Origin of the sequence: Paraburkholderia sp. EB58 (assembly GCF_050436665.1) — a bacterium.
Taxonomy (GTDB): Bacteria; Pseudomonadota; Gammaproteobacteria; order Burkholderiales; family Burkholderiaceae; genus Paraburkholderia.
Window position 1 is genome coordinate 1 of the sequence record NZ_JBNDMQ010000057.1, and the last position, 21,135, is coordinate 21,135.

Annotated in this window: 21 protein-coding genes; 19 read left to right on the forward strand and 2 right to left on the reverse strand. The window is 58.5% G+C overall.

Annotated features, from left to right (window positions below):
• The 13 genes from P3T40_RS41880 to P3T40_RS41940 form a co-directional block, all read left to right on the forward strand.
• On the forward strand, positions 1–432 hold a 432-nt coding region (locus P3T40_RS41880), incomplete at its 5' end, for an electron transfer flavoprotein subunit alpha/FixB family protein (protein ID WP_429273540.1).
• 24 nt (positions 433–456) lie between these two features.
• Positions 457–1,464 carry a Gfo/Idh/MocA family protein gene (locus P3T40_RS41885; protein ID WP_429273541.1) on the forward strand — a complete coding sequence of 336 codons (1,008 nt, stop codon included), beginning with the start codon at positions 457–459 and terminating at the stop codon, positions 1,462–1,464.
• On the forward strand, positions 1,464–2,261 hold the full coding sequence (locus P3T40_RS41890; protein ID WP_429273542.1) for a shikimate dehydrogenase family protein: 798 nt from the start codon (positions 1,464–1,466) through the stop codon (positions 2,259–2,261). The genes P3T40_RS41885 and P3T40_RS41890 overlap by 1 nt, the downstream gene beginning before the upstream one ends.
• 236 nt (positions 2,262–2,497) lie before the next feature.
• Positions 2,498–3,514 (forward strand): aldo/keto reductase, encoded by a 1,017-nt coding sequence (locus P3T40_RS41895; RefSeq protein WP_429273543.1) that lies wholly within the window; start codon positions 2,498–2,500, stop codon positions 3,512–3,514.
• A gap of 117 nt (positions 3,515–3,631) precedes the next feature.
• Positions 3,632–4,654, forward strand: coding sequence for a zinc-dependent alcohol dehydrogenase (locus tag P3T40_RS41900; protein ID WP_429273544.1), 1,023 nt, complete (start codon positions 3,632–3,634; stop codon positions 4,652–4,654).
• A gap of 40 nt (positions 4,655–4,694) precedes the next feature.
• Complete coding sequence (locus P3T40_RS41905) at positions 4,695–6,173, forward strand: sugar ABC transporter ATP-binding protein (RefSeq protein ID WP_429273545.1); 1,479 nt, start codon at positions 4,695–4,697, stop codon at positions 6,171–6,173.
• A 2-nt stretch (positions 6,174–6,175) separates the two neighbouring features.
• A complete protein-coding gene (locus P3T40_RS41910; protein WP_429273546.1) occupies positions 6,176–7,168 on the forward strand; it encodes an ABC transporter permease in 993 nt (330 codons plus the stop codon).
• A gap of 81 nt (positions 7,169–7,249) precedes the next feature.
• The gene (locus P3T40_RS41915) at positions 7,250–8,134 is read left to right on the forward strand and encodes a substrate-binding domain-containing protein (protein WP_429273579.1); all 885 of its coding nucleotides are present in this window, start codon (positions 7,250–7,252) and stop codon (positions 8,132–8,134) included.
• 79 nt (positions 8,135–8,213) lie between these two features.
• Positions 8,214–8,729, forward strand: a complete 516-nt coding sequence (locus tag P3T40_RS41920; protein ID WP_429273547.1) for a VOC family protein — start codon at positions 8,214–8,216, stop codon at positions 8,727–8,729.
• 91 nt (positions 8,730–8,820) lie between these two features.
• Complete coding sequence (locus tag P3T40_RS41925) at positions 8,821–9,990, forward strand: MFS transporter (protein WP_429273548.1); 1,170 nt, start codon at positions 8,821–8,823, stop codon at positions 9,988–9,990.
• 256 nt (positions 9,991–10,246) lie between these two features.
• Positions 10,247–10,669, forward strand: coding sequence for a MaoC family dehydratase (locus P3T40_RS41930; protein WP_429273580.1), 423 nt, complete (start codon positions 10,247–10,249; stop codon positions 10,667–10,669).
• A 72-nt stretch (positions 10,670–10,741) separates the two neighbouring features.
• Positions 10,742–11,248 (forward strand): heme-degrading domain-containing protein, encoded by a 507-nt coding sequence (locus tag P3T40_RS41935; RefSeq protein ID WP_429273549.1) that lies wholly within the window; start codon positions 10,742–10,744, stop codon positions 11,246–11,248.
• 79 nt (positions 11,249–11,327) lie between these two features.
• Positions 11,328–12,098 carry an enoyl-CoA hydratase/isomerase family protein gene (locus P3T40_RS41940; RefSeq protein ID WP_429273550.1) on the forward strand — a complete coding sequence of 257 codons (771 nt, stop codon included), beginning with the start codon at positions 11,328–11,330 and terminating at the stop codon, positions 12,096–12,098.
• Positions 12,099–12,101: 3 nt separating this feature from the next.
• Here P3T40_RS41940 and P3T40_RS41945 read toward each other — a convergent pair whose 3' ends face one another.
• On the reverse strand, positions 12,102–12,287 hold the full coding sequence (locus tag P3T40_RS41945; protein ID WP_429273581.1) for a helix-turn-helix domain-containing protein: 186 nt from the start codon (positions 12,285–12,287) through the stop codon (positions 12,102–12,104).
• Complete coding sequence (locus P3T40_RS41950; protein ID WP_429273551.1) at positions 12,277–12,696, reverse strand: hypothetical protein; 420 nt, start codon at positions 12,694–12,696, stop codon at positions 12,277–12,279. Before P3T40_RS41950 ends, P3T40_RS41945 begins: the two co-directional genes overlap by 11 nt.
• 1,569 nt (positions 12,697–14,265) lie before the next feature.
• Here P3T40_RS41950 and P3T40_RS41955 point away from each other — a divergent pair.
• The 6 genes from P3T40_RS41955 (at position 14,266) to P3T40_RS41980 (ending at position 21,079) form a co-directional block, all read left to right on the forward strand.
• Positions 14,266–15,297 carry a CDP-6-deoxy-delta-3,4-glucoseen reductase gene (locus P3T40_RS41955; protein WP_429273582.1) on the forward strand — a complete coding sequence of 344 codons (1,032 nt, stop codon included), beginning with the start codon at positions 14,266–14,268 and terminating at the stop codon, positions 15,295–15,297.
• Positions 15,298–15,353: 56 nt separating this feature from the next.
• Positions 15,354–15,827, forward strand: a complete 474-nt coding sequence (locus P3T40_RS41960; protein ID WP_429273552.1) for a VOC family protein — start codon at positions 15,354–15,356, stop codon at positions 15,825–15,827.
• 18 nt (positions 15,828–15,845) lie between these two features.
• Complete coding sequence (locus tag P3T40_RS41965) at positions 15,846–16,826, forward strand: fumarylacetoacetate hydrolase family protein (RefSeq protein WP_429273553.1); 981 nt, start codon at positions 15,846–15,848, stop codon at positions 16,824–16,826.
• 417 nt (positions 16,827–17,243) lie between these two features.
• Positions 17,244–18,335: a porin gene (locus P3T40_RS41970; protein ID WP_429273554.1), complete on the forward strand. Its 1,092-nt coding sequence runs from the start codon at positions 17,244–17,246 to the stop codon at positions 18,333–18,335.
• Positions 18,336–18,602: 267 nt separating this feature from the next.
• The gene (locus tag P3T40_RS41975; protein ID WP_429273555.1) at positions 18,603–19,712 is read left to right on the forward strand and encodes a Gfo/Idh/MocA family protein; all 1,110 of its coding nucleotides are present in this window, start codon (positions 18,603–18,605) and stop codon (positions 19,710–19,712) included.
• A gap of 401 nt (positions 19,713–20,113) precedes the next feature.
• Positions 20,114–21,079: an alpha/beta hydrolase gene (locus tag P3T40_RS41980; RefSeq protein WP_429273556.1), complete on the forward strand. Its 966-nt coding sequence runs from the start codon at positions 20,114–20,116 to the stop codon at positions 21,077–21,079.
• Positions 21,080–21,135: the final 56 nt, after the last annotated feature.

Genomic DNA, 21,135 nt, shown 5'->3' on the forward strand with positions numbered 1-21,135 from the left:
GAAGCGGCAGCGGACAGCGGCCTGTCGCAGTTCGTGAGCCGTGAAGTCACGAAGCTGGACCGTCCGGAACTGACCTCGGCGTCGATCATCGTTTCCGGTGGCCGTGGTCTGGGCAGCGGCGAGAACTACACCAAGGTGCTCGAACCGCTGGCGGACAAACTGAACGCGGCACTCGGTGCTTCGCGCGCTGCAGTGGACGCGGGTTTTGTGCCGAACGACTACCAGGTTGGCCAGACTGGCAAGATCGTGGCTCCCCAACTGTACGTCGCGGTGGGCATTTCGGGTGCGATCCAGCATCTGGCCGGGATGAAGGACTCGAAGGCCATCGTGGCGATCAACAAGGACCCGGAAGCGCCGATTTTCAGCGTCGCCGATTACGGCCTGGTGGGCGATCTGTTCGACATCGTGCCTGAACTGACCGCGTCGGTTTAGCGCTGTATCAACACGGAGCCCGGAATGAACAAAACCCGGATTGCGGTCGTTGGCGTCGGGCTCGCCGCCACACCTCACGCGCTCGCGCTCAACGATCTGCGGGACGAAGTCGAAGTGGTCGGCGTGCTGGGCCGCTCGCGTGAACGGCTCGAAGCGTTCGCTCGCCAGTACGGCTTTCCACTCGGCGAATCGCTGGACGCAATGCTTAAAGATCCCAGCGTTGACGCCATTCTGGTGTTGACACCGCCTCACACGCATCTTGATCTCGTCCTGCAGGCCGCGGCTGCGCGTAAACACGTACTGCTGGAAAAGCCGCTCGACATCTCAACGCAACGCGCCGAACGTCTGGTGCAAGCGTGCCGCGACGCCGACGTCCGGCTCGGTGTCGTGTTTCAGAACCGCTTTCGCCCGGCGGTGCAGCGGCTTGCCGCTTTGGTTCAGGGCGGCGCACTCGGCCCGCTGGCGTATGCGGGTCTCGATCTGCGATGGTGGCGCCCGCAGTCCTACTACGACGAACCGGGCCGGGGTACGTATGCGCGCGACGGCGGCGGCGTACTGACGACTCAGGCGATCCACTCACTCGATCTGCTGATGTGGTTGGCAGGCGACGTGTCATCCGTGATGGGCGCAACTACGACGACCCTATTGCATTCGATGGAAGCGGAGGACTTCGCAAGCGCTACGCTCAGATTTGAAACCGGCGCCGCCGGCTATGTGCTTGCCACCACCGCTGCGTTTCCAGGCTTTCCCGAGCGCATCGAAGTGGTCGGCGAAAACGGTACCGCCATGCTCGAAGGCGGTTCTCTGCGCGTGGTCTTCCACGATGGCAGCACCGATGAATTCCACGATCCCTCTTCGTCGGGTTTCGGTGCGAAACCCATGGACTTCTCTCACACCGCGCATCGTGAACTGATCAAGGATTTCTGTGCTGCTGTCCGAGAGGATCATGCACCGTCCATCGTCGGCGACGACGCGCTGCGCGTGCAGCAATTGATCGAACGCATCACGCTTCGACATGGAGAGCGATCCTGATGCAGATCGACGGAGAAACAAAGATCGTCGCGATACTGGGCGATCCCATCGCCCAAGCGAAGTCACCCGAACTGTTCAATGCGCTGTTCGAGCGGCACGCCGTGAATGCGGTGCTGATTCCGCTGCACGTGCCACCGGCAAAACTCGGTGCCGCGCTCGACGGCTTGCGCGGCATTGTCAATCTGGCGGGCGTGGTGGTCACCGTGCCGCACAAGATGGCTGCCGCCGCTTATGCCGCGGTCTTGTCCGAAGCAGCACGCCAGACGGGCGGCGTGAACTGTCTGCGCCGGGAAGCGGACGGCTCGTGGACCGGCGCGATGTTCGATGGAATCGGCTTCGTGCAGGGCCTCCACGCCCGCAAGCATGTCGTGCGTAACAAGTCGGTGCTTCTTGTGGGAACCGGCGGCGCAGGGGCAGGAGTCGCACACGCACTCGTCGATGCAGGGGTTGCATCACTTGACCTGTTCGACAGCAATGCGGAATCGCTGCAACGACTGGAAAATGCATTGCGCTCGCGTGACGGGCAGACGCTTATTCGCCGAAGCGGGCCATTTGCGCAGGCGACGCACGACCTTATTGTTAACGCGACGCCATGCGGCATGCGGGCTAGAGATCCGCTGCCGATCGACCTTGCTGGCGCACGTCCAGACGCGGTGGTTGCGGATCTCATCATGAAGCCCGCGCAAACGCGCTTGCTGGAAGACGCTGAGGCACGCGGTCTCACTACGCATCTGGGCCATTATCTACTTGAAAGCTCGGTGGAGGCGATTGCCTCTTTCCTGCGACTTATACCCTGATCATGCAGGTGCCAGGGTGCCGCAACGGGGGCCCAAGCGCCCCGTCGAAACCCTCCCAAATCCAGGGAAAACCCCCTTGAAGGATACGTCTACTCGGCCTAATATGATCCTTAAGTAACTATCCGGTGAGTTACATAAAGCCAAATCGGATAGGCAGATCAACTCAAGGGCAACAGGTTGCATGGGACGGGAGTAAGACGCTAAAGCGCCAACTCCCGTCGACATAGGAGACAAGGATGGATCCGGTAGCGAAGCGTAAATGGCCACGTTCAGGGCTCGAGACAACCGTGATGGGCTTCGGCGCTGCGCCGATCGGCAACATCTTCAGGCCGATCAGTGAGGAGGATTCGACTGCCCTGATCAAGGCGGCGTGGGACGCAGGCGTACGCTACTTCGACACTGCACCCATGTACGGGCACGGCTTGAGCGAGGCGCGCTGCGGTCAGGGACTGCGCTGGTATCCCCGCGACCAGTATGTGCTGTCGACGAAAGTAGGGCGCCTGCTGAAGCCGCGCAAGCGCGCCGAGATCAACTTTGAGCCGTGGGTTGACGGGCTGCCATTCGAACCCGTCTTCGACTACAGCTATGACGGCACGATGCGTTCGATCGAAGACAGCCTGCAGCGTCTGGGGCTGGAACACATCGACATTGCGCTGATTCACGACATCGACGTCTTTACCCATGGGAAGCGGCAGCCGGAGATGTTTGATGCGGCGATGGCGGGTGCGTCGAAGGCGCTGCTGAAATTGCGTGATCAGGGGGTCGTGAAAGCGGTGGGTCTCGGTGTCAACGAGTGGCAGGTCGCACACGAAGCGATTCGCCGGCAGGATTTCGACTGCCTGCTGCTGGCGGGCCGCTATACGCTGCTCGAACAGGACGCACTGGATGGTTTCCTGCCGCTGTGCGAGAAGAACCAGGTGTCGGTGATTCTCGGTGGGGGCTACAACAGCGGGATTCTCGCGACTGGCGCAGTGCCGGGCGCCAAGTACAACTATTCGCCCGCACCGGAGCCCATTCTCGAACGCGTGCGCAAGATCGAGAAGGTCTGCGAGGAGTACTCCGTTCCGCTCAAGGCGGCGGCGCTGCAGTTTGTTCTCGGCCATCCTGCCATCCCGACCAACATCCCCGGCGTGCGTACGGTTGCGCAACTGGAAGACAACCTGCAGACGTTCCGTGCCGACATTCCACCGGCGTTCTGGGCCGAATTGAAGCGCCGCGAGCTGATCCGGCAGGACGCACCGACCCCTCAATAGGACCCAGCTGCGGACAGCCGCCGGGCAGTAACGAATAGCCCGGCTCGCCACTCACTTGCGAGCATCACCGTCACGGTTCGCCATGTCGTCCTCGCGTTTATCGTCAGAGAGAAAGTCATGAAAGCAGCAGTACTCATCGCACCGAAGCAGTTCGAACTGCGAGACGTGCCGGTTCCTGAATGCGGTGCGTCCGACGTGTTGATCAAGGTGGAGCGATGCGGTATCTGCGGCACCGACCTGCACATCTATCACGGCAATTATTCGGCCGATCGGTTGCCCTTGATTCCCGGGCATGAATTTTCCGGAACGATTGCCGAGGTGGGCTCAGAGGTGAAAGGGCTGCACCTCGGTCAGCCGGTGACCGCCGATATCAATCTTGGGTGCCGCAGTTGCTTTTACTGCCGCAAGAATGAAATTCTCAATTGTGTACAGATGGTTCAACTTGGCATCCACGTGAACGGCGGCATGGCCGAGTACGTGCGGGTGCCGGCCTATGCTGTCGTTCCGTTGCCGGCTGCGATGCCGATTGAAGAGGGCGCGATGGTCGAACCGCTCTCATGCATCGTGCGAGCGTTTCGCAAGAGTCACCTACGGCTCGGCGAGAGCGTACTGGTAATCGGTGCAGGTCCGATCGGTCAGATGCACTTGCAGCTGGCGCTGCGTTCAGGCGCGGCACCTATCATCGTGGCCGAGCCGAACGAGCAGCGCGCGCAACTCGCGAAAGAACTCGGCGCGGACTTCGTCGTGACCGACGCAGCGCAGTTGGAAGCTACTGTGCGGGATGCAACCGATGGCCGCGGTGTCGACGTCGCGATCGAGAGCGTCGGTTCGACTGAACTTTATGAACGGGCGTTGGCATTGATCCGCCCCGGCGGTCGTGTGATCGCATTCGGCCTTGCCAAGCCGGGTCACACCTTCCGCATTTCGGCGCTTGATTTCGTTCTGCGTGAACAGGGCGTGCAGGCGAGCGTTGCGGGAATGGGCGACGACATGCACGAGGCCGCCACTTTGCTCGGCTACAAGCGCGTCGACGTAGCCCCGTTTCTGACGACGATCTATCGACTCGACGACGTCGAACACGCATTCGCGCGTCTCGCGGAAGACAAGAGCGTGTTGAAGATTCAGTTGCAGGTCGCCTGAGCGATCGATCTTCTCGCGTCGCAACCTCAAGAGGTGCGCTATGAATGCACTTGAAGTAAGAGGAATCAGTAAGGCTTACCCTGGTGTGCGCGCCCTTGATCAGATTGCCTTCGCGTGCAGCAAAGGGGCGGTCCATGCGTTAGTCGGTGAGAACGGCGCAGGGAAGTCGACGCTCATCAAGATCCTGAGTGGCGCGGTCGCACCGGACGAAGGTGAATTGCTGCTAGACGGACAACCTTATGCGCCGGGTTCGCCCAGCGAGGCCGCGGCTGCCGGCGTGTCGACGATCTACCAGGAGTTCAACCTGATCCCCGGATTGAACGTCGCCGAAAACATCTTCCTCGGGCGCGAGCGCATTGAAAACGGACTGCTTGAGAGTAAGTCCATGCGTAAAGAAGCGCAGGCTCTGCTGGAGCGCATCGGCGCGCCAATCGATGTCCGCCGACGTGTCGGTTCTCTATCTGTCGCCGAACAGCAACTCGTGGAAATTGCAAAGTCGCTAGCCGTATCCGCGCGCGTGCTGATCATGGACGAACCATCGGCAACGCTATCCGACCACGAAATGACGTTGCTTTATAACGTGGTCAGAAAGCTCTCCAGCGAGGGTGTGACGATCATCTATGTCTCGCATCGGATGGATGAAATCTTCGATCTCTGCGATACCTGCACGGTGATGAAGGACGGGCGCTCGGTATGCACGCGACCGGTCGCCGAGCTCAGCCGGGATGCGCTGATCCAGCTTATGGTGGGTCGTGAGCTCGATACGCGCTTTCCCGAAAAGCGACCGGCAGCGACCGGCGAAATCGTGCTTGAGGTCGAGGGTTTGCGTCTGGAGCAACGCGTACGGGATGTCACCTTTCACGTTCGCGCGGGTGAGGTGGTGGGCCTCGCCGGGCTCGTCGGTGCGGGCAGGACGGAGGTGGCAAGAGCCATTTTTGGCCTTGAAAACGTCACGGGCGGCCGCATTTCGCTGCGCGGCCAAAGGCATCGGCCGGCATCTCCGTCGCAGGCTATCGCGGCAGGTATCGCGCTTGTTCCGGAGGATCGTAAGTCGCAAGGGCTCGTGCTGGGCCTGAGCATTCGCGAGAACGCCATTTTGCCCACGTTGCGCAGCATTTGCCGGTTCGGTTTTGTCGATCGACGTAAGGAGCAACAGCGGGTTGCGAAAGTCTGTAAGCAACTGGCGGTGTCAGCCTCAAGCCTGGAAGTGCCGGTCATCACGCTTTCCGGTGGCAACCAGCAAAAAGTTGTCTTCGGAAAATGGATGGCGCATTCCTTTTCGCTTCTGATTCTGGACGAGCCGACACGCGGTGTCGACGTGGGTGCGAAGACTGAGTTCTACAGGCTCATCGATGAAATTGCGCGTTCAGGGAAAGCGGTACTCCTAATTTCTTCGGAATTGCCGGAACTGATCGGCATGGCCGACCGCATTGTCGGCGTGCGCGACGGCGTGGTCACGGGTGAAGCCGTGGCGCTTGGAGCGACCGAAGAATCTGTCCTACAAATGATCGCGAGGTAATCATGGCCACTGCGGAATCACTATCGGATGTCAATTCCAGCGAGCGGTTCTCGAACAAGGCATATCGACGCCTCGAACTTGTTCAGCGCTACGGCATTCTGGCAATCTTTCTGTTGCTTTGCATCACAGCATCGTTGGCATCACCGTTCTTTCTGACACCTGACAATCTACTCAACGTAGTGCGACAGGTGTCGGTAGTGGGGCTGACTGCGCTAGGCATGACGTTCGTCATTTTGACCGCCGGTATCGATCTGTCAGTCGGGTCGATCCTCGCGTTGACGACACTCGCCGTTGCAGGCCTTAAACCTTATGGACCTGTGGCATCGCTTGCTGGCGGCATTGTTGTGGCGCTGGCTTGCGGCTGGGTGAACGGCTTTATCACCACCAAAGGCCGCATCCAGCCGTTCATTGTCACCCTCGGCATGATGACGGCGCTCGTTGGTGTCGGCCTTGCCTATTCGGATGGTCAACCGGTGATCGGAGTGCCTGTTTCACTCGGATGGATCGGCCGCGGTCGACTCGGCGGTGTTCCGGTGCAGGCCATTCTGTTCGTCCTGATGGCGCTGGCCTCGACGGTGATCCTGAAGAAGACACGCTACGGACGCCATATCTACGCAGTCGGCGGCAATATCGAAGCGGCCCGGCTCTCGGGCGTCGCAGTTGATCGGGTTCGCGTGATCGCGTACTGCTTGTCCGGGCTCTTCGCCGGACTGGGTGGCATCGTTATGGCGGCGCAATTGAACATTGGGGAGGCGAATCTCGGGAAGGGCCTCGAACTCGACGCAATCGCGGCTGTGGTCGTGGGCGGGACGAGTCTTGCCGGCGGCGCTGGTGGTATTGGCGGGACCATTATCGGCGTGCTGCTGATCGGAGTACTCAACAATTTGCTCAACCTTCTTAACATTCCCGCTTATACACAACTGATCGTGAAGGGCGCCATCATCGTGATAGCAGTCCTGATTCATGCTCAGCTTAGTCGTTCCAGGGGCCGATAGGTCACCCGACACAAAGGAGACGAAATGAAATACGCAAAAATGGCACTGACCTTGACTGCGACGGCATTGTTGTTCGGTGCCATGAGCGCGGCTTGGGCCGCGTCGGAAACAATCGGACTCTCGCAGGAGAGCTTGGACCATCCGTGGCTCGCGACTCAGCGTAAGCAAATCCAGACAGGATGCGACGCTGCTGGTATCAGGCTTCTTGCCACCGACGGACAGGGCAATGTCGCGACACAGATTGCTGGCATCGAGGATATGCAGTCGAAGGGCATCAAGTTGCTAATGGTTCAGGCGGGCAAAGCAGAGGGCTTGCGTCAGGAATTGGAGAGTTTGAAAGAGCGCGGCATCCCGTACATGTTCGTTGGCAAGCCAATCGAAAATGCGGGGGCGGTCACCATGGTCTCCGGGGATAACCGCGGCCTGGGTGTCGACGCGGGGCAATTTTTTGTCGACAGCTTGACTCAGAAGTACGGCAAACCCAAGGGCAATGTCGTGGTTATCGAAGGCATTCCCGGCGACGAGACATCGCTGAATCGGGTCGGCGGTTTTTTGTCCGTTATCAAGAAATATCCGGACATCAAGGTCGTTGCGTCGCAGCCGGGTGATTACCGCAGGCCCAAAGCGTATGCGGTCATGCAAAACATCCTTCAGGCGCACCCGCCAGGCTCGCTTGACATGGTGTTCGCCGCGAACGGGGAGATGGCGCTAGGGGCAATCCAGGCCATCAAGGAAAGCGGACGGTCCAAGGAGATCCAGGTCACTGGGCTCGACGGCCAGAAGGAGGAGTTCGATGCAATCCGGGCGGGCGATGAAGCGGCCACGTGGCTGTATCCGCCGGCCGGCACGGAGGGCATGGCTGTTGCGCTCAAAATCCTGAAAGGCGAAAAGGTACCACCCAAAATCGTCTTGCCGACGGTGCGCGTGACAAAGGCGAACGTGGACTCGATCAAGCCGGCGTATTAACCGACACCGCATTCACGATGCGTTTTGCAGGTGGAGTGAATGAACCGATCTTCGCACTGGCGCCAACACACGGGAATAAATGATGAAATTCTACGGCATGGAGCACGTCGGCTTGACGGTCCCAGACCTTGACGAAGCCGTGCGTTTCTTTGAGAAGGCTCTTGGTGCGGTCACTGCCATCGAAACGGGACCAGTCGTCGCGGATAACGCGTACATGGCGCGGCGCCTGGGTGTTCCGGAGCATTGCCGCATCGAAAACATCAAGGTGCTGCGCTGTGGAAACGGCGCAAACCTTGAGCTATTCGAATACTCAGGTGAGCCGCAGCAATCCGCGCTCAAGCGCAACAGCGAAGTGGGTGGTTTTCATCTTGCCTTTCAGGTCGATGATGCTGTGGTCGCAGCCGATAACTTGAGGGAGATGGGCGTGGACGTGCTGGAGGGGCCAAGCTACGTCGAGTCTGGACCGATGAAGGGTCTTACGTGGGTATATCTGCGGAGCCCATGGGGGCAGTTCCTCGAACTGGTAAGCCGAAGCGGTCCACTTGGGTATGAAGAGGCTGGTGGACCCACTCTTTGGGCGCCGCAATCCGCGTAGAACTGGTTCTGGTCCCACTCTTCATACAGGGTCCCTGCACGTAAATGGTCCAGGTCTCGCAGGGTCTACCAAAGACTTTTGGAGATTACAGGTGGATAGATCAAACTATAGATGGCGTATTTGCGCGCTGCTATTTTTCGCGACTACGATCAACTATCTGGACCGACAAGTCCTCGGGCTTCTCAAGCCAGGACTCGCCATTCGATTTCACTGGAGCGAAACTGACTACAGTTACATGGTAGTCGTCTTCACGGCGTGCTATGCATTCGGACTTATCCTGTCCGGAAAATTGATCGACAGGTTTGGAGTCAAGATTGGCTACGGAGTCTGCGTGCTTATCTGGAGCGTGGCCGCCTGCGGACATGCGCTGGTGCGCAACACGCTCGGGTTTGCGCTCATGCGTTCCCTTCTTGGGCTGGCCGAGTCAGGCAATTTTCCGTCGGCGGTAAAGTCGGTATCCGAATGGTTTCCCCGAAAAGAACAAGCATTGGCCGTTGGCATTCTTACGTCGGGGACCAGCATCGGCGCGGTGGCAGCGCCTGCGTTTGTTCCCTGGATAGCTGGGACGTATGGTTGGCAAGCTGCGTTTCTGGTGACCGGGTTGACTGGGTTCATCTGGCTTGGCCTTTGGTATGTCATGTATTACGCGCCGCAGAAACACCGGAAAATCTCGGTCGCCGAGTTGAAATACATCGAGGACGACCGCAGCGAGGACGACAATCGCCGTCAGCCAGTGAGTTGGTTTTCCTTGTTGAGACTGCGTGCGACATGGACCTTTATCGTGGGCAAGTTGCTCACGGATCCGATCTGGTGGTTCATGTTGTTTTGGCTTCCTTCCTATTTCTCTTCCCGCTATCACCTTGACCTGAAAAACCTGGGACTTCCTCTTATCGTCGTGTATGTGGCTACCTCGATTGGAAGTATTTCCGGAGGTTGGCTGTCTTCAAAATTGATCTCTCGAGGCTGGAGCGTTCGACGGGCTCGACGGAGCGCCATGCTGGGACTGGCGTTTCTGGTCGTGCCCATCGCTTTCTCGCCCTGGATCGACAACATGTGGGCGATGGTCGGGTTGCTTAGCCTTGCAGCCGCGGCGCACCAGGGATGGTCAGCGAACCTCTTTACGACGGCGTCTGACATGTTTCCGAAGAAACTGGCGGGTCGGTGGTCGGCATCGGCGGCATGGCAGGCGCTATCGGGGGAACTCTTTTCCCATTGTTCGTGGGCGCGCTTCTGGATCACTTTAAGGCGCTTGCGGCCATAAACTCGGGTTACAACATATTGTTTGTCGTGTGCGGCTCGGCCTATCTCGTGGCATGGGTGCTGATGCTTGTGATTCGATCGTCGAAGACTAGGGCTGACTTCACCGCATTTTCGGTAGACGCATCGCGTTGACGCCAGAGGGCAGAGGGCAGAGGGCAGAATCGATCGTGCAGCGATCGAGGTTGTTGCTGCGTTCTATCGAACGTTATTCGATTTCTCTTTGGAGCAACATCTTGGGCAGTCGTTTCTATCTGGACGTGGGAGACCAGGTCGTTTTGACGAAGGAGGTTACGGCTGACGCCATTAACGACTTTGCGCGAATAAGCGGTGACTTCTCTCCGGCTCATATGAGCGTGGAAATCATGGGCAGATCGCCTTACAAAACGCGCATCGCGCATGGTGCGTTGCTCGTTGCATGGATGTCGCACTGCTCGACTGAGGTAGTGGAGCGCTTATCAGGATTGCGTGACGCAGGGGAGACACCCGTTTCGCTCGGATATGACCGGATTCGGTTCCTCAAGGCTGCGCTGATCGGCGACACACTGACCTATACCTATCGTGTCCAGGCAGTCGACCAGGAGAAGCGGCGTGCCGTGTCGAAGCTGGAAGTGGTCAATCAGGCGGGCGATCTGGTTTGCGTGGCTGAGCACATTCTCAAGTTCGTCCCGCTTGTCGACTAACCGCCATCTGGCTCGCGCCTACGATTTAATTAACTTTACACTTGAGGGCGGACTCGCTCCGTCTATTGCGATATGAACATTACCAGAGACCTTCACCAGATCGCGCAACAGGAGCAGCTGCTTGTGGCACCGCACTTTGACGCCGATTTCGGCTGGCAGATTGGAACGCGTCTGCACGAACTCGCGAAGGCTCGAGGGATGGCGATTGCGATCGACGTGCGTACTTTCGGCCATTCGATTTTCTTCTGCGCTCTCGCTGGTGCAACTCCTGACAATGCGGACTGGGTGTGCCGCAAAAGTAACACCGTCGCGCAGTTCCGATGCAGCTCATACGCGGTTGGTCTGCGTCTAGCGGAGTGCGCTTCGACGCTCGCCGACAAATTTGGTTTGTCGAACGCTGACTACGCCACCCACGGCGGTGGTTTTCCTCTGACCGTGCGGGGTGCTGGCGTAATTGGTTCGATCACGGTATCCGGCTTACCGCAGCGCGAGGATCACGAATTGATTGTCGAGGCATTGTGCGCGTTGCTTGGCCACGACTACGCAAAGCTCGGGCTGCCGCATGAGGAAGGTGAATAAAGACGGTCCTCGGCCTTCTGCGCGGCCAGTGCGGTCCGCCGAGCGGCCTCCCATCTTTCATTTGCGAAAGCCCATACTCATGTCCGGTTCCAACATCCTCTTCCATATTGACGGGCGCGTCGCGACAATCACGCTGGACCGCGCGGCACGGCACAACGCCTTGACGATGGCGATGCTCGCTGATGTCGATTTCGCGCTCGGCCAGATCGAGATCGCGAGAGACGTACGCGTGGTGGTGTTCCGCTCGACAGGTTCACGCTTTTTCTGCAGCGGTGCCGACATCGGCGAGTGGGGGGATATTGACCCCGAAGAAATGGGGAGCCGCTTCATTCGGGCCGGAAACCGCGTCTTCCGGCGCATTGTGGAACTCGACGTTCCGACCATCTCGGTGCTTTCCGGCAGTGCGCTCGGCGGTGGATTGGAACTCGCGCTGTCGTGCGACTTCAGATATGCCTCCACAGACGCGATGCTCGGATTTCCAGAAGCATCCGTGGGCGCGATTCCAGGCTGGATGGGCTGCCAGCGACTTTCCGCTCTGGTCGGCACCAGTCGGTCGCGAGAGCTTGTTTTGCTTGGCGAGCCCATTACGGCTGCTCGAGCCGCTGAATGGGGAGTTGTTAACCAGGTACTGCCGCAAGAACAGCTTGACGAGCGTGTAACTGAGATTTGCGCTCTGCTTCAACGTCAGTCCAGGGCCTCTCTTTCCGTCGGTAAGCGGCTATTGCGCATGGTCGAGTCGGGGCAGCCCGAGCTTGCGCACGAATTTGCTGCGTCGGTGTGTAAAGCCACGCCCGACGCCGCCGAAGGGGTCAACGCCTTTCGCGAAAAGCGGCATGCTGAGTTCCGCTGAACGCTAAGGTTTATGCTCCGATGTTGCCGGCAAACGAAACCGACCTCGGTAAGCCCCAGGGCTGAGACCCACCTTCTCCCTGAACAACCTGCAAAAGGAGCTTGTGTCGTTGTATCCGACTTGAGCAGCGATTCGCTCAACGTTCAGATCTCCCGCCTCGAACAGACCTCGTGCGGCCTCAATGCGCAGGGTTTGCTAGTAACGCAGAGGCGATTGAATTAATGCGGCCTGAAACCGAAGGATGATTGTCCGCTCGCTCATACTGAGGTCGCTTGCCATCTCCGACAGCATGAGCCTTGTCGGTAAGCAGCGGAAGATAAGGCGTTTGCTTGGTCTGGCTGACATCGATCAACATGGTTTTGGCGCACTGCGACGCAATGACAGGGCCCGAGAACCGTTCGATGATATGGACGGTCTGAACAAGATAAGACGCCGAGGCACCCGCACAGATCAACCTGTCAGCCTCGGTAATGACGGGCTCAAGTTGCAGATCAGCTTTGGGGTGCCGACTGCAAAACTGTTCTGCTAACCACCAGGATGTTGTGGCAGGCCGTCCGTCCAGCAGGACTGTTTCGGCAAGGACAAAGGTTCCTTGCAATTCGCTGCCAGATAGGCATCTGCTCGCCACTGAGTGACAAGCCAATCGCATGCCGCAGCCTGCCGTGCCAATAACCGGTCAAACGCTTTGCCGCCCGCATAGTGCGCGCTTGGGACAAATACCAGGTCGAACTTCTCCCGTGGGCGGATCGGCTGCGTATTGAACTGCAGCCCGTTGCTTGCTGTGACAGGCAGGCCATCAGTCGACACGAAGCGCCATTCAAACTGCGGAGTGCCAGCTCCCAGTTGCCGCCGCAAGTGCGAATTGGCTATCTGAAGGACGTCAGCGAAGCCCGCCAGATTAGAAACGTAGCAATCGGCATAGGAGAGGATGGCGGCACGGCACATGGATGTAGACGGCACAGGATATGTCAGTTTGGCCAATGTACAGCAAATCTGACAGCGGGGAAACTGTTGATGTCGGCGGGCCATCTGGTATGCGTCACAAGCGGTTTAGGTATTCAGAAACTTAACTGCGCGAAGCAAGCGTTAATCTGGATTCCTTCCGCGATCGCGGTTCCTGCGTTTCCGTGTCGCGCTCAGCCATGGCGGCGGTGCGCCCCAAACCTTGCTATCGCGCATGCAGTTCTCGTGGGAGTTCCAAGGGGCGCTCCCGGGGTGTCAAACCGGTGGTGCTGGTCGACGCCAACTAGACGCTCTATTACGACGATCGGCCCTACAACACGACGGCTATTCGTGCGCTCACTCAAGCCGCGTGATGGCGGTACCGACTATCCGTTCACATGACCCCAATCCAGCAGCGCCTTGCAGGACTCGGGCTAGGTATCACCGTCCCAGAAGCCCATGGGGAACGACATCAGTGTGGATGTCGACGCTGCTGCAATGAATTGGCTGGCGAGCGGTCCTCATTCGGGTAATTCCTAATCCAGCGGTTGATTGAAATAGGTTGCAAAAACAACTGTTGTGGAGTCTAATTTGATCATTGTTTGGTTGCTTTTGCAATAATTATGGAGATTGCACGAATGACATCGGCTTTCAGCGACGCCGAGCAGCAGCCCGCATCGCCCAAGTTAGATGCATTCGCGCGCCTTCTGGATGCCGCCGTACAGCTGCGGCCACGTCTCCCGAAGCGAGTCCGTCAGATTGAACTGGATCGTCGCGTTTCCGCAGACGTCACGAACCTGCTTAAGGTCGAGCCTGAAGGCGTTGCGCCGCCTCGCGTTTGAACTCGGTGAGGCAAGCGGACGGCGTGATTCGGTAGATGTTGGCACATCCACAGTGTGATTCCCGGCGCATGGGAGCACGGTGGTATGCCGGCGCTGATCGGGACGGGCCCTTCGCGGTGAGGAATCAACAGCTCGGATGACTATGAAACGGCCTGCAGGCTATTTTCGACCTGGAAAACTAAATTTGGTGTGGCAATCGGCGCGTCGTTGCAGGGTGAGCGCGAGTTCGGTCGCGCGGGCTATGTCACGATGAATTCGCAGGGCGTAGCGGTAGGTGTAGGGCATATGCTCTGAATGACGATCCGGCGATGGTGCTCCAGCGATGAATTCAGAACGTGAAGGGCGGCGTGATAGGAGTTGGGCGCGGGAATGGAGGAATGAAAGTGAGTTACGAAGTCGTATTAAAGCCAAGCGGAAATCGCTATGTCGTCGAAGAGGGCGAAACGGTATTGGCGGCAGCCATGAAGGCCGGTCATTTCGTTCCTTATAGCTGCCGTTCGGGTGCTTGTAGCGCATGCAAGGGCCGCGTCGTGGAGGGCCGGGTCGAGCATGGGCACGTACTCGAAAGGGCGCTGCGACCTGAAGAGAGGGAACGCGGCTACGCATTGCTATGCTCGGCGAAGCCGCTGTCGGATTTGACCATCGAGGTGGAGGAGTTGACCGGCCTCGATGTCGTCAAGGCTTCGACTTACCCCTGCCGGGTAACTGATATCGCGAGGCCCGCGCCCGATGTTGCCGTTCTGAGGTTGCGCCTCCCACCGAACGAGAATTTCTTCTTCCGGGCTGGTCAGTACATAGACGTACTGTTGCCGGATGGCGTACGCCGCAGCTACTCGATCGCCGTGCCGCCCGATCCGGTGTCGCTGACGCATATTGAGCTGCACATTCGCCACCACCCGGGCGGTCGCTTCACGGAGCACGTATTCTCGGAGCTTGCCCCGCGGGAGATGCTTCGCTTCGAAGGTCCCTTCGGTTCGTTCTTCCTGCGTGAGGCTACCGAGAAGCCCACCATTCTGCTCGCGGGCGGTACCGGCTTCGCGCCTGTAAAAGCCATCGTCGAATATGCACTGCAACGTGGGAGCACACGTGAATTCCACGTCTACTGGGGCGGCCGTCGGCGGCGCGACCTGTATCTGGCCGATCTGCCGCTCAAATGGGCGGAGGATCATCCGAACGTCCATTTCGTGCCGGTGCTGTCCGAACCGGGAATGGATTGCGACTGGACCGGGCGCACGGGCTGGGTTCACCAGGCGGTGGTCGACGATTTTCCGGACCTTTCGGGATATGAGGTTTATGCGTGCGGCGCGCCGGCGATGGTCAACGCAGCACGTGAAGACTTCACGAGCACGCGCGGTCTCCCACAAACGGCCTTCCACGCCGATGCGTTCCTGACGCAGGCCGAGACCGCAGCGTAAAGTCGCGCAACCGCCGATCGATACACCAGCCGTACCTGACACAACGGAGACATCTTATGACGCTTGAAATCCCTGGCGAGGCCGTCGTTCCGCTGAAGAACAGCCGCGCGATCAATCAACCCTACGTCCTCGGACACGGCACGCTGGAGTGCCGCGACATTACCGAAACGCGGCGCTTCTATGAGGAATTCCTTGGCCTTGAAACCGTGCGCCACGCAGCCCCCGCGTTCGCGTTTCGGCTGGGTCTGAAGTTCCACGTGTTCTGCGTCGAAGTGGGCGACAAGATCCATGACGTCTCGTTTCTTACCCACTGGGGACTTGACGTGCGCACTCGTGAAGAAGTCGACGCTGCTCATCGTTCGGCGCACGAGTACAAGGATCATTACAAGATTCGCCAGATTACCGAGGTGACGCTGCAACACGGCGTGTACTCGTTCTATCTGCAGGACCTCGACTACAACTGGTGGGAATTTCAGTATTACGAAGGGTTCCAGGACGAGGACATCTTTGATTTCGGCGACCGCTTCTGAATACCAGGATCTTTCGAAATGAACGACCGTTACCATTTGCTGAGTTTCAACGACGAGGGGCGGGCGCGTGCCGGCCTGCTGATTGGCGAGCGTGTTTATCCGTATGGTCCGCAGCTTGGCGAGTTGATTCAGCTCGACATAACTGACCTGACGGTCACTGAACTCATCGGCCGATGGGACAGATCTGGTTCGCAATTGCGCGAGGCGGTCGCTCGCATCAGCGCATCGACGACATCGTTGCCAGGCTTCGCGCTCGACGCGGTAAAGCTGCTGGCGCCGCTGCTACCCGGGACCATCTACGGCGCGGGCGCGAATTACTACGATCATGTCGTGGAGATGGACCGCGCGTTCAATATGCCACCGTCGCCCGATCCGCACTCGGTATCGGGGGCACCTTGGCATTTCATCAAGGCGCCCGTGTGTTCGGTGGTCACGGGTACTGGCCAGCAAGTTACGTTGCCGCCGTACAGCCGCAACGTTGATTGGGAAGCCGAGCTCGCGGTCGTCATCGGACGTCCGGCACGCAACGTCGCAGTCGAGGACGCGTTGTCGTATGTTGCCGGTTACAGCGTGGCCAACGATCTCTCCCTGCGAGATGTATTTGTACGCGACTACATTGGCGTGCAATCACCGTTCCACTTCGACTGGATCTCCCAGAAGTGTTGGGAAGGAAGTTGTCCGCTTGGACCCTGGATCACGCCAGCAGAAGACATTGTGGATGTCCAGACACTTGGAATCCGTCTTTGGCGCAACGGCGAGTTGCGTCAGGATTCGAACACAGCGGAAATGATCTTTAGCGTTGCTGAGCAGATCGCTTTCCTGAGCAGCCGGGTGACGCTGTACCCTGGCGATGTGATCCTGTCGGGTACGCCCGCTGGAGTCGGCATGCCGCATAAACAGTTCATCGAGCCAGGCGACGAGATTGAGGTCTGGATCGAAGACATTGGCACGCTGAAAAACACTTTCGCGGCCCACGACGCCACAAGAACGGGTAGCTGAAGGGGAGGAGGCAACGAGGGCTTCCTCGGCTTTTCGCTGTTCAGGGGCTCCGGGTCCTGCAACGCTCTCCTTTGCCTGCTATGCAGCGCGTCCGTCTCGCATGAACCAGGTCGGTGATAGAAAGCCGAGCGACGAATGACAGCTCTTACACTAAACGCCCCGCCGCGAGGCGTGGTTTGGGCGACTGCTGCGAACTGTCGCGGTAAGCGCACGTCCACGCGTCTCGCAACAGCAGCATAGAGATGCGAACTGGCGTATTGCGGTAGATCGCGATGACACCGGTTCGAATCGGGTTATCGTATCCGTTTGATATTTTAAAGATTAGTCATCCTAATTATAACAACAAGCTTGTTGATCAGCGTTTCCCTAGTCTTTTATAACCAGGCATCGCGCCACAAGAATGGAGATTTGATCGTCATGAAAATCAAATGGAGCGCGGCGTTGCTCGTCGCAGCGTCGGGGTTCACGTATGCCCAAAGCAGTGTCACGCTATATGGTATCGTCGATACAGGACTGTCGTACTACAACCACGCAACAGCCCACGGTGGATCGGAGGTTGGGGTGCCTACTCTGACTGGTGAAGTTCCGTCACGCTGGGGATTGAAAGGTGTCGAGGACCTCGGTGGTGGCTACAAGACATTCTTTGTCCTGGAGAACGGCTTTCAGCCGGGCACCGGCTCGCTGAACTATGGCGGGCGCCTCTTCGGCCGTCAGGCGAATGTCGGGGTGAGCAGCGACTACGGCTCAGTTACGCTCGGCCGGCAAATGAACATGACGATGTACGCGCTGACGAACGCGGATGTAATCGGCCCCTCGATTCACTCGATGGCCAGCTTCGACCCGTATCTGCCGAACTCGCGCAGCGACAACGCGGTTGGCTATCTCGGCAAATTCCATGGCGTCACTTTCGGAGGAACATACAGCTTTGGTCATGACGCGGCCGGTCCTGCTGGCCCCGCGGCGACGAACTGCGGAGGACAGGTGCCGGGCGACTTTGTTGCGTGCCGGCAGTACACCGCGCTGCTCGCCTACGATTCTGCGAGCTTCGGCGTGGCCGCATCCTACGACGTGATGCGCGGCGGTGCGGGCGCGTCGGCGCCGTTGAACAACAGCGCGTACACAGATACGCATAACATTGTCGACGGTTACGTGTTTTTAGGCCCAACCAAGATCGGTGTCGGTTGGGTCAGAAACAACATGGCAGCCGCGACCCATTTGCAGACAGATATTTTCTTCGTGGGGGCCACGTACTATCTCACACCAGCGCTTTCCTTCGACGCTGAAGGAGTACGTAATCTGCAACGCGGACGGGCGGGAACTAACGACTCGAGCGCGACGCTACTGGTCGGACGCGTAAATTACCAGCTATCGAAGCGCACGGAGGTGTACACGTCGTTCGGATACATGTTCAACAGTGCGCTGGCTGCCAACCCGGTTGCGGCTGGCGGTACTGTCGAAACTGGCGCGGATCAGCTTGGCGTCATGGTCGGTCTGCAGCAGAAATTTTGATACGTAGTAGCGAGGCTGGAGTGGGTAGTATTCGTATATATAAATAGGAATACAAATTAATATGAAATGCTGACCACTTGGTGCAGATGGCTGGATGAAGTTACGATTGCGTCCGCAACCGGACATTGCGGACGCAATCCGTGATCGATGACGGGTGTGATTGTTCTGCTGCTTGGTGTGCCCATATGCACCAACGAGAAACAGGTATGACTCTGCAGGTACGGGGGCACCCCAAGATGCAAGCCACTAATCGATTTTGAGGAAGTAATGAAAAAACCTTTTCGAATGGGTATTGTCGGTCTGAGCGCGGAGCGTGGTTGGGCCTCCACCGCACACATCCCGGCCTTGCGTGCCCTGACCGACGCGTACGAGATCGCCGGAGTCGCCAACACCAGTCTCGCGAGCGCCAAGTCTGCTGCGGCTGCCTATGACATTCCGCAAGCCTTTGCGAGCGTGGCGGAACTCATTGCCTCGCCGGACATAGATGTCGTGATTGTCACGGTCAAGGTCCCGTACCACCGGGAGGTCGTCACGGCGGCTTTGGAGTCAGGCAAGGCTGTTTATTGCGAGTGGCCGCTGGGAAATGGCCTTGCGGAAGCGATCGAGCTTGCGCGACTTGCCAATCAGAAAAATGCACGGACGGTCGTGGGAACGCAGGCCATCGCATCGCCCGAGGTCGAACTCGTGCGCAAGCTCGTTGTCGACGGATACGTTGGCGATGTGCTGTCATCGACGTATGTTGGCTCCGGATTCACTTGGGGTGACGAGATTTCTCGCGGCGACGCGTATGCGATGGACTCGCGTAACGGTGCCACCATGCTTTCGATCATTGGCGGACATGCCATTGCTGCCGTACAACGCGTGCTTGGCCCGATAGACGAGGTGGGGGCGTTGCTATCACAGCGTCGGCAGACCGTGCGCATAGTGGAGACAGGGGACACGATCCCGATGAAGACGCACGACCAGGTCATGTTCACCGCCGTCTTGCAGTCCGGCGCACCGTTGTCGTTCCAGCTTCGGGGCGGCCTGCCTCACGGTACGGGGTTGCTGTGGGAGATCAATGGAACCGAGGGGAATCTACGTATCTCGGCGACGTTCGACGCGGTTCCCGTGGTGAACATCTCGCCGTTACGAGTTGAGGCAGCGCGCAAGAAGCAAGATGGATTTACCGAGCTCGAAGTTCCGAAGTCATACGCGTTCGGTCTTGACGACGCGGTCGCAGCGCGCAACGTCTGCGGCATTTATCGATTGCTGGCCGAAGATTTGCGTCACGACACCCGTACCGCTCCGGATTTCAATGACGCAGTAGCCCTTCACGAGGTTATTGACGCCATTGAGCGGTCGGACCAGACCGGTAGGCGAGTGCGAATTGCTTGACCACCGTAGGGTAGGCAATGATGCTTTGCACATCGATTCGAGCGTTCCTGGCGCCCAACCGGTTAGTTGAATGCTTTCTGCCGACCCGGCGCCGCATTTGTACGGTGGAGCAGAATCTCGCTGATGTCAGTGATTGGGCTCATCGGTAGATTTTTTGTCAAATGTTCGGCGTTCTACCGGGTGCAAAGTTGCTTTGCAAATCAGGACATATGCACGCCCTCGCTATCAATCTATTCTCAGGCAAAGGTTCTGCCGTGTGACATTGGTGTCCGAAGAATTGGCGGTTGAACCGATGTCGGGAGGCCACGAGGAGTGCATCGTCCTTTCGAATGAGGCCCTTGAGCGTCTGCGAAACGCCGTGCGACCGGCGACATGTCTCTTACAAAATGAGGGAGCGATATATGGAAAATTCATGCACTAACGGCATGTCGCGCGCTTTTGTGACACATCTACTCGATCCTGAAGATAGAAAAATCGCGGAGGTGATGCGAGCCGGGGCCAGCGCCACCAAAGGGATGAAGTTCGGGATCGAAGCCCGCGGAGCTTTCGATGTCATGATGGAAAGCGTTGTGCCGCACGACAATGTGACGTTCGAATACGACGCAGTGGGCGGCATCCCAGGGATTTGGGTGATTCCTGCCCACAGCCAGCCAAACGAGGCAATCATCCATCTGCATGGAGGCTGGTTTAACTTCGGCTCGGCCAACGCATTTCGCCATCTTGTCGCGCATATCGCGGCGAGGAGCGAGGCGAGGGCCTTTGTTCCGGACTACCGGCTGGCCCCTGAACATCCGTTCCCTGCAGCGGTTGACGATGCGCTGGCCTGCTATCGCGGACTCGATGAAAAGAACATTTCCCGGATTGCCGTAACTGGTGACTCGGCCGGCGGCAACCTCGCGCTGATTCTCGCACCAGGCGTCACTGGCAACGACATCTCTACAAAGGCGGCTCCTGTCGGCGTGGTTGCATTGTCACCGGTTACCGATCTAACTCTATCGGGTGCGACATACGAGACCCGCGCGGATGCCGATCCGCTTTTCACCCGTGCACAAACTTCTGAGCTTGTGCATTCCTATTTGCGTGGCGCGGATTCCAAACATCCCCACGCTTCGCCGCTACATGCGCCGTTGACCGGTTTGCCTCCCATTCGCATTCACGTGGGAGACGATGAAGTGCTGCTGGATGACTCACGAGAATATGTCCGGCGCGCAGTCGCCGCAGGTGTTGATGCACGAGTTGACGTCTGGATGGGAATGCCACACGGATTTGCTGGCAGGATCGGAGTGTTGAAGGCTGCGGGAGAGGCGCTCGATGCTATCGGTGTGTTTTTTGGAGAGAAGCTGAAATCGGGGCCGACCGTAAGCTAATAGTCACACAACAGGTAGGCAAAGCGGACTGATCAAGCTGATCGCCGCCACTCAAC

What these genes read in the sequence shown, in the direction of transcription:
- P3T40_RS41885 (WP_429273541.1), top strand. Translation starts at nt 457, where the DNA reads ATGAACAAAACCCGGATTGCGGTCGTTGGCGTCGGGCTCGCCGCCACA.
- P3T40_RS41890 (WP_429273542.1), top strand. Translation starts at nt 1,464, where the DNA reads ATGCAGATCGACGGAGAAACAAAGATCGTCGCGATACTGGGCGATCCC.
- P3T40_RS41895 (WP_429273543.1), top strand. Translation starts at nt 2,498, where the DNA reads ATGGATCCGGTAGCGAAGCGTAAATGGCCACGTTCAGGGCTCGAGACA.
- P3T40_RS41900 (WP_429273544.1), top strand. Translation starts at nt 3,632, where the DNA reads ATGAAAGCAGCAGTACTCATCGCACCGAAGCAGTTCGAACTGCGAGAC.
- P3T40_RS41905 (WP_429273545.1), top strand. Translation starts at nt 4,695, where the DNA reads ATGAATGCACTTGAAGTAAGAGGAATCAGTAAGGCTTACCCTGGTGTG.
- P3T40_RS41910 (WP_429273546.1), top strand. Translation starts at nt 6,176, where the DNA reads ATGGCCACTGCGGAATCACTATCGGATGTCAATTCCAGCGAGCGGTTC.
- P3T40_RS41915 (WP_429273579.1), top strand. Translation starts at nt 7,250, where the DNA reads ATGAGCGCGGCTTGGGCCGCGTCGGAAACAATCGGACTCTCGCAGGAG.
- P3T40_RS41920 (WP_429273547.1), top strand. Translation starts at nt 8,214, where the DNA reads ATGATGAAATTCTACGGCATGGAGCACGTCGGCTTGACGGTCCCAGAC.
- P3T40_RS41935 (WP_429273549.1), top strand. Translation starts at nt 10,742, where the DNA reads ATGAACATTACCAGAGACCTTCACCAGATCGCGCAACAGGAGCAGCTG.
- P3T40_RS41940 (WP_429273550.1), top strand. Translation starts at nt 11,328, where the DNA reads ATGTCCGGTTCCAACATCCTCTTCCATATTGACGGGCGCGTCGCGACA.
- P3T40_RS41960 (WP_429273552.1), top strand. Translation starts at nt 15,354, where the DNA reads ATGACGCTTGAAATCCCTGGCGAGGCCGTCGTTCCGCTGAAGAACAGC.
- P3T40_RS41965 (WP_429273553.1), top strand. Translation starts at nt 15,846, where the DNA reads ATGAACGACCGTTACCATTTGCTGAGTTTCAACGACGAGGGGCGGGCG.
- P3T40_RS41970 (WP_429273554.1), top strand. Translation starts at nt 17,244, where the DNA reads ATGAAAATCAAATGGAGCGCGGCGTTGCTCGTCGCAGCGTCGGGGTTC.
- P3T40_RS41975 (WP_429273555.1), top strand. Translation starts at nt 18,603, where the DNA reads ATGAAAAAACCTTTTCGAATGGGTATTGTCGGTCTGAGCGCGGAGCGT.
- P3T40_RS41980 (WP_429273556.1), top strand. Translation starts at nt 20,114, where the DNA reads ATGGAAAATTCATGCACTAACGGCATGTCGCGCGCTTTTGTGACACAT.